This window comes from Aquabacterium sp. TM01, assembly GCF_057808345.1.
On the sequence record NZ_AP046529.1, the window covers coordinates 3,708,458 to 3,721,972 of the forward strand.

Annotated in this window: 12 protein-coding genes; 8 read left to right on the forward strand and 4 right to left on the reverse strand. The window is 63.2% G+C overall.

Going from position 1 to position 13,515, the window contains the following annotated elements; all coding sequences use genetic code 11:
• Positions 1–9 precede the first annotated feature (9 nt).
• Complete coding sequence (locus AC3WW4_RS17165; protein WP_488829641.1) at positions 10–297, forward strand: SemiSWEET transporter; 288 nt, start codon at positions 10–12, stop codon at positions 295–297.
• Positions 298–330: 33 nt separating this feature from the next.
• Here AC3WW4_RS17165 and AC3WW4_RS17170 read toward each other — a convergent pair whose 3' ends face one another.
• The 4 genes from AC3WW4_RS17170 to purE all read right to left on the reverse strand — a co-directional run bounded on the left by AC3WW4_RS17170 (position 331) and on the right by purE (position 4,470).
• On the reverse strand, positions 331–1,563 hold the full coding sequence (locus AC3WW4_RS17170; RefSeq protein WP_488829642.1) for an SGNH/GDSL hydrolase family protein: 1,233 nt from the start codon (positions 1,561–1,563) through the stop codon (positions 331–333).
• A gap of 118 nt (positions 1,564–1,681) precedes the next feature.
• Entirely contained in the window at positions 1,682–2,731 is a 1,050-nt protein-coding gene (locus AC3WW4_RS17175) for an L-threonylcarbamoyladenylate synthase (protein WP_488829793.1), read from the reverse strand.
• Between the two features lie 42 nt (positions 2,732–2,773).
• Positions 2,774–3,946 carry a 5-(carboxyamino)imidazole ribonucleotide synthase gene (locus AC3WW4_RS17180; RefSeq protein ID WP_488829643.1) on the reverse strand — a complete coding sequence of 391 codons (1,173 nt, stop codon included), beginning with the start codon at positions 3,944–3,946 and terminating at the stop codon, positions 2,774–2,776.
• Entirely contained in the window at positions 3,943–4,470 is a 528-nt protein-coding gene (gene purE, locus AC3WW4_RS17185; protein WP_488829644.1) for a 5-(carboxyamino)imidazole ribonucleotide mutase, read from the reverse strand. The genes AC3WW4_RS17180 and purE overlap by 4 nt, the downstream gene beginning before the upstream one ends.
• A 92-nt stretch (positions 4,471–4,562) precedes the next feature.
• Between purE and AC3WW4_RS17190 the strand changes: the two genes are divergently transcribed.
• From AC3WW4_RS17190 to AC3WW4_RS17220, 7 genes are all read left to right on the forward strand, one after another.
• Positions 4,563–5,537, forward strand: a complete 975-nt coding sequence (locus AC3WW4_RS17190; protein WP_488829645.1) for a tetratricopeptide repeat protein — start codon at positions 4,563–4,565, stop codon at positions 5,535–5,537.
• 222 nt (positions 5,538–5,759) lie between these two features.
• On the forward strand, positions 5,760–6,227 hold the full coding sequence (locus tag AC3WW4_RS17195; protein WP_488829646.1) for a type IV pilin protein: 468 nt from the start codon (positions 5,760–5,762) through the stop codon (positions 6,225–6,227).
• Entirely contained in the window at positions 6,173–6,880 is a 708-nt protein-coding gene (locus tag AC3WW4_RS17200; protein ID WP_488829647.1) for a GspH/FimT family pseudopilin, read from the forward strand. Before AC3WW4_RS17195 ends, AC3WW4_RS17200 begins: the two co-directional genes overlap by 55 nt.
• Before the next feature lies 1 nt (position 6,881).
• Entirely contained in the window at positions 6,882–7,358 is a 477-nt protein-coding gene (pilV, locus tag AC3WW4_RS17205; protein WP_488829648.1) for a type IV pilus modification protein PilV, read from the forward strand.
• An 11-nt stretch (positions 7,359–7,369) separates the two neighbouring features.
• A complete protein-coding gene (locus AC3WW4_RS17210) occupies positions 7,370–8,545 on the forward strand; it encodes a PilW family protein (protein ID WP_488829649.1) in 1,176 nt (391 codons plus the stop codon).
• Entirely contained in the window at positions 8,539–9,189 is a 651-nt protein-coding gene (locus AC3WW4_RS17215) for a pilus assembly PilX family protein (RefSeq protein ID WP_488829650.1), read from the forward strand. The genes AC3WW4_RS17210 and AC3WW4_RS17215 overlap by 7 nt, the downstream gene beginning before the upstream one ends.
• Before the next feature lie 24 nt (positions 9,190–9,213).
• Complete coding sequence (locus AC3WW4_RS17220; protein ID WP_488829651.1) at positions 9,214–13,503, forward strand: pilus assembly protein; 4,290 nt, start codon at positions 9,214–9,216, stop codon at positions 13,501–13,503.
• The last annotated feature ends 12 nt before the right edge of the window (positions 13,504–13,515 follow it).

Sequence of the window (13,515 nt, forward strand, 5' to 3'; positions counted from 1 at the left end):
AGTCTGCCCGTGAACCCTCTTCAAACCCTGCTGCCCTTGACGCCCGACGCCATTGAGTGGGTCGGCGCGTGCGCGGCCATCCTGACCACCGGCGCCTTCATCCCGCAGGCCTGGCTGATTTTCCGCACCCGCCAGGTCGAGGGAATTTCCGTGGGCATGTACAGCGCCTTCACCACCGGCGTGGCGCTGTGGCTGCTCTATGGCATGGCCGTGGGATCCTGGCCCATCACCATCGCCAATGCCATCACCTTGACGCTGGCGTCGGCCATTTTGGTGATGCGCTTGCGATACCGCTGAAGCCGCACGCAGGCTGCGCGCGGCCACGCGTCATCAGAACTGCTCGGAGGCGCGGGTGAGTGCGGTCTGAGCGATGAGGTTGTGCAGCGTTATCGACAAATGCCGGTCATCGGTCCACAGATAGGCCCCGATGTTGCTGTCACTCACCAAGGTGGCAGAGTTGCAATACAGCAAGGAGGTGTTGTCCAACGTGCCATCCGGCCGAGTCATCTTGGCGGCGTCACACTGACGCTTGTTTTCATGGCTGGTGCTGCGTGCATATGAATTGGTGAGCTGCGCGGCATCCACGTAACCCAACTTGCGGCCGTTCAACGCGTACTCGGTGCCCAGGCTGGTGATCAGCTGCTTGTTGAAGGCCACCACCAAAGCATCCATGTCCGGGTTACACGGTCGGGCGCTCACGCCAGCACAGGCTTCCGACTTGAGCGCAAGCGCGTAGGGCGAATAGGCCAGATTGGGCGCGTTGACCAGCACCACCTTGGCGCCTGTGGCCAGGATTTGCTTGACGCCGTCAATCAGCGTGATCGCACGCTGGGTCGCCGCAGCGGCCTTGTCCGTGATGCCCGCATTGTCGAAAATCTCAACCAAGTCGTTCTGCCCCAGCCACACGGTGACCAAAGCGCCCTCGTTCAGCTGCCCGGCCGACTTCGCCGCCGCAATCTGAGACGCCAGGTCGGCCACCTTGGCCTTGTCTGCGGCGAAACTCACCGCACCGGATCGGTCCAGCGGGCAGTCTGCCGCATAGCCCTTGCCAAAAGCGCGGGCCACATACTGAGTCCAGATGGTGGTGGCCGCGCAGTTGTAGATCTGGTCGGTCGTGCGCTTCAGAGCGGCGCCAGTCACGGCAGCGTAGTCGCCTTGGCCCAGGTCAATGCGCGTGACCACGTTGACCACATTGCCCGTGTTGACGCTGCTGAAGTACCCATAGGCGGGCGTGCCAGCCGCTGTGAAACTCTTCACATCGGCCAGTGACGCGGCGCACAGGGTGTTGGCGGTCTGGTCCGTGCAGAAGGTGGGGATGGCATTGACCAAGCTGTTCACGGCGTAGGTCAGCCCCTTGACGGTTCCCACCACATCTCCACCCGACACAGACACGCTGCCCAACGCACTGTTCTCATCCCCGAACGACACGATGCTGGCAGGTTTGTAGTTTGCCGCCCGATCACCGCCGCCACACGCCGACAGGACCAGGGAGGCGCATGCCAAGGTCACCCAGCCCACACGGCGCAAGGTCACAGGCAAGGTAGAGGCGGGGGTGACAAACATGGAATCTCCGGAAATTCGTTCAAGGCAGCAGCCCGACAGCATAAAACGCCTCAGGCGTCGGCGTCAGTCTGCCATGTAAAGAAGCTGGCGCTCGCGTTGACCACAGAACGAGCAACCATCACGCAGCCGCCCGATCCAGGCGATCGCGCACCCCATCCCAGGCCGGATCGGCCGGCGGCGCCTCCACCCAGATCAGCTCGACCCCGGCGGCGTCCATCTCACGCAGGTCGGCAAACAGGTCGTGCGCCGCCGTGCCGGCATCCCCTGGCATGGAGCGGTGCAAGATCCCCGGATGTGGCGGCCGGTGCGCCCACAGGCTGCGCGAGTAGACGGCAATGCGCGGCGCCTTGTGCACACCGCTGATGGCGGCGGCACTCAACTCGGGCTCGATCACATCCAGCGCGGTGGCCAACTGCGTGTCGCTCATCAAGCGCACACGGGCACGCGGTGCGTAGTGCGACAGCAAGGTTCCGGCGGCCTTGGGCGCGGCTGGATCCGGGGCTTCAGGGCGCGACCACTGCACCGACTCGCCCGCCGCCGCCTCGATCTCGGCCAGCGTGAGCCTGCCAGGGCGCAGCAGCACCGGATGCCCGCGCGAGCAATCGATGATGGTGGACTCGATGCCCACCTCACACGCCCCGCCATCGAGCACCCAGACCTCGTCCAGCCCGGTGCCACGCCCGTCGAACTCTTCGCGCACGTGCTGCGCGGTGGTGGGGCTGATGCGGCCAAAACGGTTGGCGCTCGGCGCCGCCACGCCCAGGATGCCGTGCTGCGCGCAGGCATCGAGCAACTGGCGCGCCACCGGGTGCGAAGGGCAACGCAGGCCGATGGTGTCATGCCCCCCAGCGGCGGCCGTGGCCACGCGCGGATCGCGGGGCACGATCACCGTCAGCGGGCCGGGCCAGAAGGCCTGCGTCAAACGCTGTGCCACGGGCGGAAAGGCCGACACAAAGTGCAGCGCCGCCTGCGGGTTGGGCACATGCACGATCAAGGGGTGATCAGCCGGCCGGCCCTTGGCGGCAAAGATGCGCGCCACGGCCGCGTCGTCGTCGGCGCGCGCGCCCAGGCCATAGACGGTCTCGGTGGGCAGCGCCAGCAAGCCCCCCTCGGCCAAGCGCTGGGCGGCCCGCTCGATCGCATCAGGCTGGGTGGCAGGGTCGAGCATGGGCATGGGTGCGTCCTGTGGGCGACGTTGGAAACGGCAAGATCAGAAAGGCGCGATGCCCAAGATGGCCGCCGCCTGCAAGGCGGTGGCCCGCGCAGCCTCAGGCGTGGCGCCGGTCACCGTCAGGTGCCCCATCTTGCGCGCCTGACGAGCCTCGGCCTTGCCATACAGGTGCAAGTGCGTGCCACTCAGCGCCAGCACGGCGGCCCAGTCGGGCTCGACCTGTTCGGTGGTCCCACCTGGGAACCACAGGTCGCCCAGCAAATTGAGCATCAGGCAGGGGCTGTGCAGCACCGGCGCGACCAGGGGCAAGCCGGTCATCGCGCGCACCTGCAGCTCGAACTGCGAGACGTCGCAGGCGTCGATCGTGTGGTGCCCCGAGTTGTGCGGGCGCGGTGCCATTTCATTGGCCACGATGCGGCCGTCTTGCAGCACGAAGAACTCGATGCACAACACGCCCACATAGTCCATGGACGCAGCAATCTGGTGCGCGGCGGCATAGGCCTGCTGCGACACGGCTTCGGTCACATGGGGCGCCGGCACCGTCGTCACGGCCAGGATGCCGTCACGGTGCAGGTTCTCCTGCAGCGGGAAATGCACCACCTGACCATCGCGGCCCCGCGCCACCAGCACGCTGACCTCGTAGGCCAGCGGCAGCATCTTTTCCAGCACGCAGCCCACGCGCTGCAGCTCGCCCCACGCAGCGACCAGTTCAGCGCGCGTCTTCACGCGCACCTGGCCCTTGCCGTCGTAGCCCAGGCGGGTGGTTTTCAAGATGCCGGGCAGCAGGTCGTCGGACACGGCGGCCAGTTGTTCGGGGGTCTCGATCACGGCATACGGCGCGCAAGCCACCGCGCAGGCCATGAAGTGCGCCTTCTCGCGGGCGCGGTCCTGGCAGATGGCCACGGCGCGGCCCGCCGGCGCCACCGGCCGCGATGCGGCCAGCTGGTCCAGCGCCTGGGCCGGCACGTTCTCGAACTCGGTGGTGATGGCGTCCGACACGCGGGCCAGCTCCGACAGCCCAGCTTCGTCCAGGTAGGCGGTGCGGATGTGCTCATGCGACACCAGGCCCGCCGGGCTGCTCGCATCGGCGTCCAGCACCGCGGTGCGGTAGCCCATGGCCTGGGCCGCGTGCACGAACATGCGGCCCAACTGGCCGCCTCCCATCACGCCCAGCGTCGCGCCGGGCAAGATCACATCGGTGCGGGTGCTCATGCCTTGGTGTCCAGGGTCAGGTCGTTCGTCATGGCGCGAGCCACCTCGGTCTGGCGAGCGCGGAAGGCGTCGAGCTTGGCACGCAGGGCCGCGTCGCCATGGGCCAGCATCGCCACGGCAAACAAGGCGGCGTTGCCAGCGCCCGCAGTGCCGATGGCAAACGTGGCCACCGGAATGCCCTTGGGCATCTGCACGATGGAGTGCAGCGAATCCACCCCCTGCAGGTGACGCGAAGGCACCGGCACGCCCAGCACGGGCACCGTGGTCTTGGCTGCCAGCATGCCGGGCAAGTGAGCCGCGCCCCCCGCCCCGGCGATGATGGCCACCAGGCCCCGGCCGGCCGCGGCCTCGGCGTAACGGAACATGTCGTCGGGCATGCGGTGCGCCGAGACGACCTGAGCCTCGAAAGGCACGCCGAACTCGGTCAGAATGTCAGCGGCATGGCGCATGACATCCCAGTCGCTGCTGGATCCCATCACCACGCCCACCTTGATGGCGTCTGTCAAACCTGTCGTGCTGCTCACGGCTCGTCCTCGTCACTCAAAACCCTGAATTTTAGGCGCTGCCGCCCCGGCGCGCCGCACAATCTGAATCACCCCCCAAAGATCCGCCCACCATGATCGACATCACGCTTGCCAACTTTGAATCCGACCTGATCCAGGCCTCCCTGCAACAGCCCGTGCTGCTGGACATCTGGGCCGAGTGGTGCGGCCCCTGCAAGGCCCTGGGCCCGGTGTTGGAGCAACTCGAAACCGAGTATGCCGGCCGCTTCCTGCTGGCCAAAGTCAATGCCGACGAACAGCAAGAAATCACGAGTCAGCTCTCGCAGATGTTTGGCGTGCGCTCCATCCCGTTTTGCGTGATGTTCGTGGGCGGCCAGCCGGTGGACGGCTTCGTGGGGGCCCTGCCCGCCGAGAAGATCCGTGAGTTTCTGGACAAGCATGTACCCGCCGAAGGCGAAATCGCCTCGGAACTGGAGACCCTGGAGGCCGAGCAACTGGCCGAATCCGGCGACACGGAAACGGCGCTGGCCAAGCTGGAAGACGCGCTGGCCAAGGACCCGGGCAACGACGAAGCCCGCTACGACCTGATCAAGCTGCTGCTGGCCGAAGGCGCGCTGGAAGGTGCCCAGGCCATCTTCGCTCCGATGGCCGACCGCGCCACGGGCCTGCTGGCCGAACAACGCGTCAACGCCTTTGGCCGCTACATCGACGCATTGGCCTCGGCCCGCCAGGGGCGATCGCCGGCGGAGCTGTCGGCGGCGATTGAAGGCAACAAACGGGATTTCACCGCTCGCTTCGAACTGGCGCAGATTTTCTTCGCCAGCGGCCACTTCACCGAAGCCATGGACGAGTTGCTGGAAATCATCCTGCGCGACAAGGGCTGGAACGACGAGTTGGCCCGCAAGACCTATGTGGCCATCCTGGAAGTGATGAGCAAGCCGCAACCCAAGCCAATTCCACCCAAGGCAGCCGCGGCCGCAGGCGCCGAGGGCAAACCGCAACTGGAAATCGCAGGCAAGGTGGCCGTGACGGCGGCCGATCCGGTGGTGGACAAATACCGCCGCAGGCTGAGCTCGGCGTTGTTTTGAGCCCATCCCCCGATTCTTGAACCGAGACCTCACCGAAGGTGCCGCCAGGCGGTCAACCGCACACGATGAACGGTGCGCGTGTCCGCCACGCGGGTCGCCGCAGGCGCGCCCTCGTTGCCAGACTGTGATTTTTCCAACAGGTTTGACCCAGATCGGGTACATCCACCTTCCCAGGTGGCGTGAGCTGCCCGATCATGAAATCAACCAACAAAGGCTTTTGGCATGACTGCTTGCAACACACCCCACCCCCTCCTGCGCCGCACGCACCGGGGCTTCACACTCATTGAAGTGATGATCACGGTGGCGATCATTGGGATTTTGTCTGCCATTGCGTTGCCCGCCTACCGAGACTACATCACCCGGGGCCGCATTCCCGAAGCGACCTCTCAGCTCGCCTCCAAGCAAGTGAAGATGGAACAATGGTTCCAAGACAGTCGCAGCTATCGCGCGGCAACCGGCACCGACTGCTATGTCGGCGCATCCGACACCACAAGCAGCAGATTCTTCACCTTCACCTGCGCAGCCTCATCCGCCACCGCGTACACCATCACGGCCACCGGCACGGGAGCCATGACCGGTTTTGTCTACACCGTCGACCAGAGCGGCAACAAAGCCACCACCGGCGTGCCAACCGGATGGACTACCTCCACCACCTGCTGGGTCATCAAGAAGGGTGGGGTATGCGGATGATGCCTCCCACCTCCCGGCCCCGGCATCCAGCACGGCAGAGTCGGGGCGCCTCTCTGATCGAATTGATGGTTGGCATCACCTTGCTGGCGCTCCTGGTGGGCATGGGCATCCCGTCCTTTGCGGAATGGTTGCGCAACGCCAAAATCCGGAGCGCGGCGGAGTCGATTCAGGCCGGTTTACAACATGCTCGGGCCGAGGCTGTGCGCCGCAACACTCAGGTACGCTTCCAACTGGTCAGCTCACTGGACAGCAGCTGCAGCGTGTCCACATCCGGCACCAACTGGCTCGTCAACCTGACCAGCAGCACCACGCCTGAGGGCCAGTGTGGCGACAGCCTCAGCGACACCACCTCGCCGTTCATTGTCCAGCGCAGCCCCGCAGGCGGCGACGGAGACACCCTTGCGATCAATGCCTCGCAGTATGTGGTGAGTTTCAATGGCCTCGGACGTCAAGTGCCGTCCACCAACCCAACCACATCAACCGGCACCCTCACCATCAACGTGAACAGTGCGTCGGCCACCTGCCTAGGCACCACCGGAGGCACCGCACGTTGCCTGCGCATTGTCGTCAGCCCGGCAGGCCAGATCCGGATGTGCGACCCCAGCATCACCGGCACCGGGGTTTCTACGCAAAGCCACCCTACAGCGTGCTGACATGACAACGTTCTCCCAACACCCTCGTGCCTCTCGGTCGCATCGCAGACCGGCGCAAGCCGGCGTCATGCTGCTGGAGGCCCTGATCGCGATCCTGATCTTCTCCATTGGCATCTTGGGCATTGTGAAACTGCAGGCCACTGCCATTCAACAATCCTCTGCTGCCGAGTACCGAGCCATCGCCTCCATGATGGCCAACGATGTCATCAGTCAGATGTGGGCCAGCGACAAAACCCCGGCCACCCTGAAAACCAATTTCGAGAGCGGCACCCCCTACACAACGTGGCGAAGCAAGGTGATTGCCTCAGGCTTGCCGGGCGTCAGCACCACCCAAAACACGCCCACCATTGCCGTGACCAGTGTGGCGGCAGGTGGCACAGGTGGCGTTGCCAGCAACCAAGCTGTGGTTACCGTCTTCTGGAAAGCCCCCAGCGACTCGACTGCGCACAGCTACACGGCAATTGCACGAATCAAATGATGAGTATCAACATGCGCGCGTCCCCTCCCCGCCACCGTGAATCAGGCTTCAGCCTGATCGAGATCATGGTCGGACTGGTCATCGGCATGATGGCCATTGTCATCATGTTGCAAATGCTCTCCAATGCCGATGCCAACAAGCGCAACACGGTGGGCGGAAACGATGCACAGATGAACACATCCATCGCCCTCTACAACCTGGAGCGTGAAATCCGCATGGCGGGCTATGGGCTATCGAACGCCGCCCTGCTGGGCTGCACCCTGGCGTACACGCCAACAGGGGAGTCGGCCACGGTTACCTTGGATGCCATCGCCCCCATCGTGATCAACCCCGCCACCACGCAGGTGCCCGCAGGGGATGCCAACACCGACACCCTGCTGGTGATGTACGGTAGCAGCGACAACCCGGCAGAGGGGCGCGCGATGACCAGCACATCGACCAGCACCAGCTATACCGTCAGCAATCCGTCGGACTTCACTGTGGGCGACTTTGTGATTGCCGAAGCCCTGACCCGCCCCACCCCACCCAACTGCACACTCAAACTGAGCAAAGTCACGGGGATCACCGGCGCCAGCCTGACCGTCAGCAATGGTGTGGCCAGCCTTCCTGTCGGCAGCGTGGTATTCAACCTGGGACGGGCACCTGTCATCCGCGCCTATGCCATTCGCAAAGGCATCCTCACGATGTGTGACTACACCGCCAAGAACTGCGGCACCAGCAGCTACGCCACCACCCCGGATCCTGATGTCTGGGTGCCCGTCGCCAGCAGCATCGTCAGTCTGCGTGCGCAGTATGGTCGAGACACCAGCACCGCGTCGAGCATGACCGGCATCGTCAGCCAATGGGATCAGGCCAACCCGCTGCTCGAGACGGCCACCGGCGCCAGCACGGCCAGCCCCCCCATCCATTGCGCCCGTGCGCGCATCGTCGCCCTGCGCATGGCGCTGGTGGGTCGCAGCGCGGCCTACGACAAAAAGCTGGAAGCAGACGGGGGCCTGGGCAACCCAACCTGGAGTGGCTCGACGGCTGTCACATCTGGCTCCCCCCTCAACCCGACAGCGCTGACCATTGACCTCAGCCAAAGCGATGGCAGCACCAATGGCTGGAGAGGCTACCGCTACAAGGCACAGGAAACCACCATCCCCTTGCGCAACATGATCTGGCGCGGAGGTGAATCGACATGCTGAACCCTCAACACTCGCCACGACACGTGGCCCAGCGAGGCATCGTCCTGATCATGGCCCTCATCGTGCTGGTGGCCATGACCTTGGCCGCCATCGCCCTGGTTCGCTCGGTCTACACCGCCAATGTGATTGCCGGCAACCTCGCCTTCCAGCAAGCAGCCACCCACTCCGCAGACGCGGGCGTGGAAGCGGCCGTCGCCTGGCTAGAAGACAACAACGGGAAGACCAGCTCCACCACCGCTACCGCCTGTACGCCCAGCACGCTCCCGGTGCTGGCCTGCAATCAGGCGACCTATGGCTACCTGGCCAACCGGCAGGATCCAGACACCACCAGCCAGGAGAGTTGGCGCAAGTTCTGGGACGACCACCTCAACAGCAGCGCCAAATCCCTGACCATGGACAACGCCGGCAACACCGTCTCGTACGTGATCCAGCGCATGTGTGCTTTGGCGGGTGACGCTCAAAGCACCAGTAACGACTGCACAACATCGCCCTATGCCAGCGCTGGCACCTGCGCAGGCGGCAGCAGTTGCGACTCGCAGAAGGACAACCTGGCTGGATTGAGCCAAGTCTATTACCGCATCACCGTCAAAGTTGTTGGCCCCCGCAACACCGAAAGCTTCACACAAGCCATCGTGGCCTTGTGAAGTCCGGCTGAGAAGGATCACATCATGCAAAACTCTACCCGTCCCCTCACGGCACTGTCGCCCTCTTTCAAGCCACGGAGAGCCTCCCCCGCCGGGTACGTGACCGCAACCTTCGTCATCGTCCTCAGCCTGCTGCCTGCCCACGCCCCCGCGGCCTTGTGGGACCTCGCCACAGCGCCACTGGAAACCTCCGGGGCGGCATCGGTCAAGCCCAATATCTTCTTCATTTTGGATGACTCAGGCAGCATGAACTGGGACTTCATGCCGGACTGGGCCAATGACAGTGTTTCGGGATGCACGGGCACCTGCCTCACAAGCCTGCGCCGCAACAGCGGCTTCAATGCAACGTACTACAACCCGACGATCACCTACGCGCCACCGCTGCAATACAACGGCACGCCACGCCAGAGCATGAACAGCACGTACACCAACGCGTGGACGAAGGTGCCTTACGATGCTTATGGTATTCAAGTTGAAGGTGCAACAAACAACACTGGCACCAACAACATCATCACCTTCCCGGACTCATCCAGCGGCAACACCTGGCAAAACCTGGCAGGCAGTGCGGAGTACTACACCTTCGTGGCGGGGGAGTACTGCGACGCCCCGAATTTGCGCAATTGCGTTACACAGTCCGCCCCCAGCAGCACGTACCTTTATCCAGCCTTGTTGCGCTGGTGTACCAGCTCGGCCCTCACGACTTGCCAGGCCAGTCGCATCGCAGGCTCCTACACCTACCCCAAGTGGCCAGGACAAGGGGCGGTGCAAGCGACAAGTGCAACGTCAGTTTTGACCCTCACTGAACAAAACAGCAACTCCAAGACTGTCAGCAGCATCAAGATCAACGGGCTGGAAATTCTCTCGGCGCCGCAATCCAGCTCCAACATGGCAACGCTGACAACCTTGATCGTTAATGCGGTCAACAACTGTACTGCCGCCATCACGGGCAGCTGCACGGTATCTGGCTACAGCGCTGAAGACACATCCACCACGTCATGGCGGGGAACGACTTACAAAGTAACCATCAGTGCTCCCAGCTCATTGGGCAACATCACGTACACCCCGGTGGTGACCAGCACCAACCGCGTCAGCGTCTCAGCAACAGCCCTCAGTGGCGGCTTAAGCGCTGTCGCTGGGGTAGGCAGCAATACACAAGTCACGATTACCTCAGGCAACACCTACCCCAAGGCCAGCAGCCGCAGCGATTGCGCCGGTAGCGTATGCACCTATGACGAAGAAATGACCAACTTCGCCAATTGGTGGGCCTACTACCACACGCGCATGCAGATGGCCAAATCGGCCATCTCGACGGCCTTTGCGACCTTGGACAATCGCTACCGGCTCGGTTACATGAGCATCAACAACTCGACCAACGTTGGCAACGATTTCCTGAACATCGCCGACATCACCGCCACCAGTGGCGGGCAAAAAGACCTGTGGTTTCAGAAGATCGCCAATGCCCGCCCCACAGGCGGCACCAGCCTGCGCTCGGCCCTGTCCACGGCAGGTCGCATCTATGCCGGCAAGCTGACCGGTAACCAGGCATTGTGGGGTGGGAACACCACGGTCAACGTCACCGACCCCATGCAGTACTCCTGTCAACGGAACTTCACCCTGCTGTCCACCGACGGCTATTGGAATGCGGGCAGCAGCAACGGTGTTCAAATCGACGGCACAACGGCCGTCGGCAATCAAGACGGCAGCGAGACCGGCGCGGCACTCGACCGCCTCAACAACTCCAATACCCTGGCCGATGTGGCGCAGTACTACTACGCCACCGACATCCGCAGCAGCACGTTCAACAACACCACCAACACCGCTGGCACCGACGTCGCCAGCAACGACGTCGCCGATCAGCAGCAACGGATGTACACCTCCACGCTGGGTTTGGGCGCATCTGGCTACATGCTCTACCAAGCCAATTACGCCAGCCCCTCCGTCACCAGCGGCGACTTTTTCAATGTCAAGGCCGGCACAATCACAAGCGCCACGACAGCTGCAGCAGGTACCTGCTCATGGCAAACCTCTGGCGCCTGTACTTGGCCCACCCCCGTGGGCGACACCCAGACCACCATTGACGACCTGTGGCACGCCGCAGTCAATGGACGAGGCTCCTTCTATTCCGCCAAAGACCCGGCCTCATTGCAAAACAGCCTGACCGACTTCCTGAACGGCGTGAACGCCCTCATCTCCAGCTCGGCGTCCGCCACCACCAGCAACCCCAATGTCTCAACGGGCGACAACTACCTCTTCAAGTCGACCTTCAAGTCCGCACTGTGGTACGGCGAGCTCGCCCGCTACACGCTGGACCTGACCACCGGCGCCCTGTCTCAAAATGCCGATTGGTCACAGTCCGGCACCGTACTCTCGGACACGACCACCCAGACTTATGCCACGCCGCTGCTGGACAACCGTTCGCACACCACACGCACCATCTACACCTACAACCCGACCTCCGGGCAGAGGATGGACTTCACCTGGGCCGCGCTGGACGCCGCCGGCATGAGCAGCTACTTCCAGATAGCGGCCATCAGCAGCGGCTCGGCCCCGCTTCAACCCTTGTCCCAGTTGTGCAGCAGCGGCGCAAACTGCCTGGATGCCACCGCACAAGTGAACAGCACCACCGCAGGCACCACCACCGGTGCAGGCGGCATCAACTTGGTCAACTACCTGCGCGGTGATCGCAGCAACGAAGGCCCGGATGCAACCACCTATTACTTCCAGCGCACCCACGTTCTCGGAGACATTGTGGACTCCCAGGCCGTCTACGTGAAAGCGCCGTTGTGGTCTTATAACGATACGGGCTACGCCACCTTCAAGTCCGACAACGCCAACCGACAAGGGATGGTCTACGTTGGCGCCAACGATGGCATGCTGCACGCCTTCAATGCCAGCTCGGGCGCGGAAGAATGGGCCTACATTCCGTCCATGCTGCTGCCCAACCTGTACAAGCTGGCCGACAAGCGGTACGCGGCCAATCACAGCAACTATGTCAACGCCACACCCAAAACCGGCGACGTCTATTTTGGCTCGGGGAGCACCGGCACGTGGAAGACCATTTTGGTCGGCGGACTGGGCCGAGGTGGCCGTGGCTACTATGCCTTGGACATCACCAACCCCACGTCGCCCTCGGTTCTGTGGGAGTTCAAGGGCAGTAGCGCAACGGAAACCGGCTACATCACCGATGCAGACCTGGGCTACACCTATGGCACCCCCATCATCACCAAGCTGTCGGATGGCACCTGGGTCGTCATCGTCACTTCGGGGTACAACAACGTCAACCCTGGCAGCGGCAAAGGCATCGTCTGGGTCTTGAATGCACAAACCGGCGCCCTCATCAAGAAGATCGACACAGGGATGGGCAGCGCCACAGCAACCGTCGCGGGTTGCAGTGCGGCCCCCTGCCCCAGCGGTCTGTCCAAATTGACGGCCTTTGTCGACTCATCACGCTCCAACAACCTCTCACTGCGTGTCTACGGAGGCGACCTGTACGGCAACGTCTGGCGCATTGATCTGACGCAATTGACAGCCGCGGGCGGCACGGCTTATGTGCAACTGCTCGCCACGCTCTCGTCCGATGTCAACGGCGTCAACCGCCAACCGATCACGACGCGCCCGGAGGTTTCCTACATCAACAACCGACCCGTCGTTTACATCGGGACCGGCGCCTATCTGGGTGCCAGCGATGTGACCACCACCGCCACACAGACGATTTACGCACTCAAGGATCCTGTGGCCACCTCTGCAACGGCCACCACACTGGCGAGTTCTTCGTCGGCCACCACGCCGACATACGCCAACCCAAGGGCCAGCACGTGCACGGCAACAACCAACACCAACTGCTTTGTCAAACATGCTTTGAGGGACTCAGCAGGCGTACGCACCATCAACACGGCCGCCAGCACTGCAGTGAACTACGACGTGGACTTTGCCACCATGAATGGCTGGTACGCCGACATGCCTCGAACCGGTGAGCGCATCGACACCGACCCTGACCTGCAGCTCGGCACGCTGGCCTTCACCTCCAACACGCCGGCCTCCAATGACCCCTGTTCGTCAGGCGGCTCCAGCTTCCTCAACTACTTCGACTACAAGACGGGCAAGGCAGTTCAAAACTCCTCGAATGTGGGCGTGTCATTGTCAACAGGCACCACCAGTGCACTGGCCACAGCCGTGACCCTGATCCGCCTGCCAAACGGCAAGGTCGTTGGGGTGACCAACCTGTCCGACGGATCCTCGGTCACCAAGGAAACACCGGTCAAGGCCAGCGGAACAGGCACGCGTCGCGTGACATGGCGAGAACTGGTCAACTGATGATGTTCGACG

Coding starts and splice junctions, on each gene's coding strand:
- AC3WW4_RS17170 (WP_488829642.1), bottom strand. CDS start 1,563: ATGTTTGTCACCCCCGCCTCTACCTTGCCTGTGACCTTGCGCCGTGTG.
- AC3WW4_RS17175 (WP_488829793.1), bottom strand. CDS start 2,731: ATGCTCGACCCTGCCACCCAGCCTGATGCGATCGAGCGGGCCGCCCAG.
- AC3WW4_RS17180 (WP_488829643.1), bottom strand. CDS start 3,946: ATGAGCACCCGCACCGATGTGATCTTGCCCGGCGCGACGCTGGGCGTG.
- AC3WW4_RS17190 (WP_488829645.1), top strand. CDS start 4,563: ATGATCGACATCACGCTTGCCAACTTTGAATCCGACCTGATCCAGGCC.
- AC3WW4_RS17195 (WP_488829646.1), top strand. CDS start 5,760: ATGACTGCTTGCAACACACCCCACCCCCTCCTGCGCCGCACGCACCGG.
- AC3WW4_RS17200 (WP_488829647.1), top strand. CDS start 6,173: ATGGACTACCTCCACCACCTGCTGGGTCATCAAGAAGGGTGGGGTATG.
- pilV (WP_488829648.1), top strand. CDS start 6,882: ATGACAACGTTCTCCCAACACCCTCGTGCCTCTCGGTCGCATCGCAGA.
- AC3WW4_RS17210 (WP_488829649.1), top strand. CDS start 7,370: ATGCGCGCGTCCCCTCCCCGCCACCGTGAATCAGGCTTCAGCCTGATC.
- AC3WW4_RS17215 (WP_488829650.1), top strand. CDS start 8,539: ATGCTGAACCCTCAACACTCGCCACGACACGTGGCCCAGCGAGGCATC.
- AC3WW4_RS17220 (WP_488829651.1), top strand. CDS start 9,214: ATGCAAAACTCTACCCGTCCCCTCACGGCACTGTCGCCCTCTTTCAAG.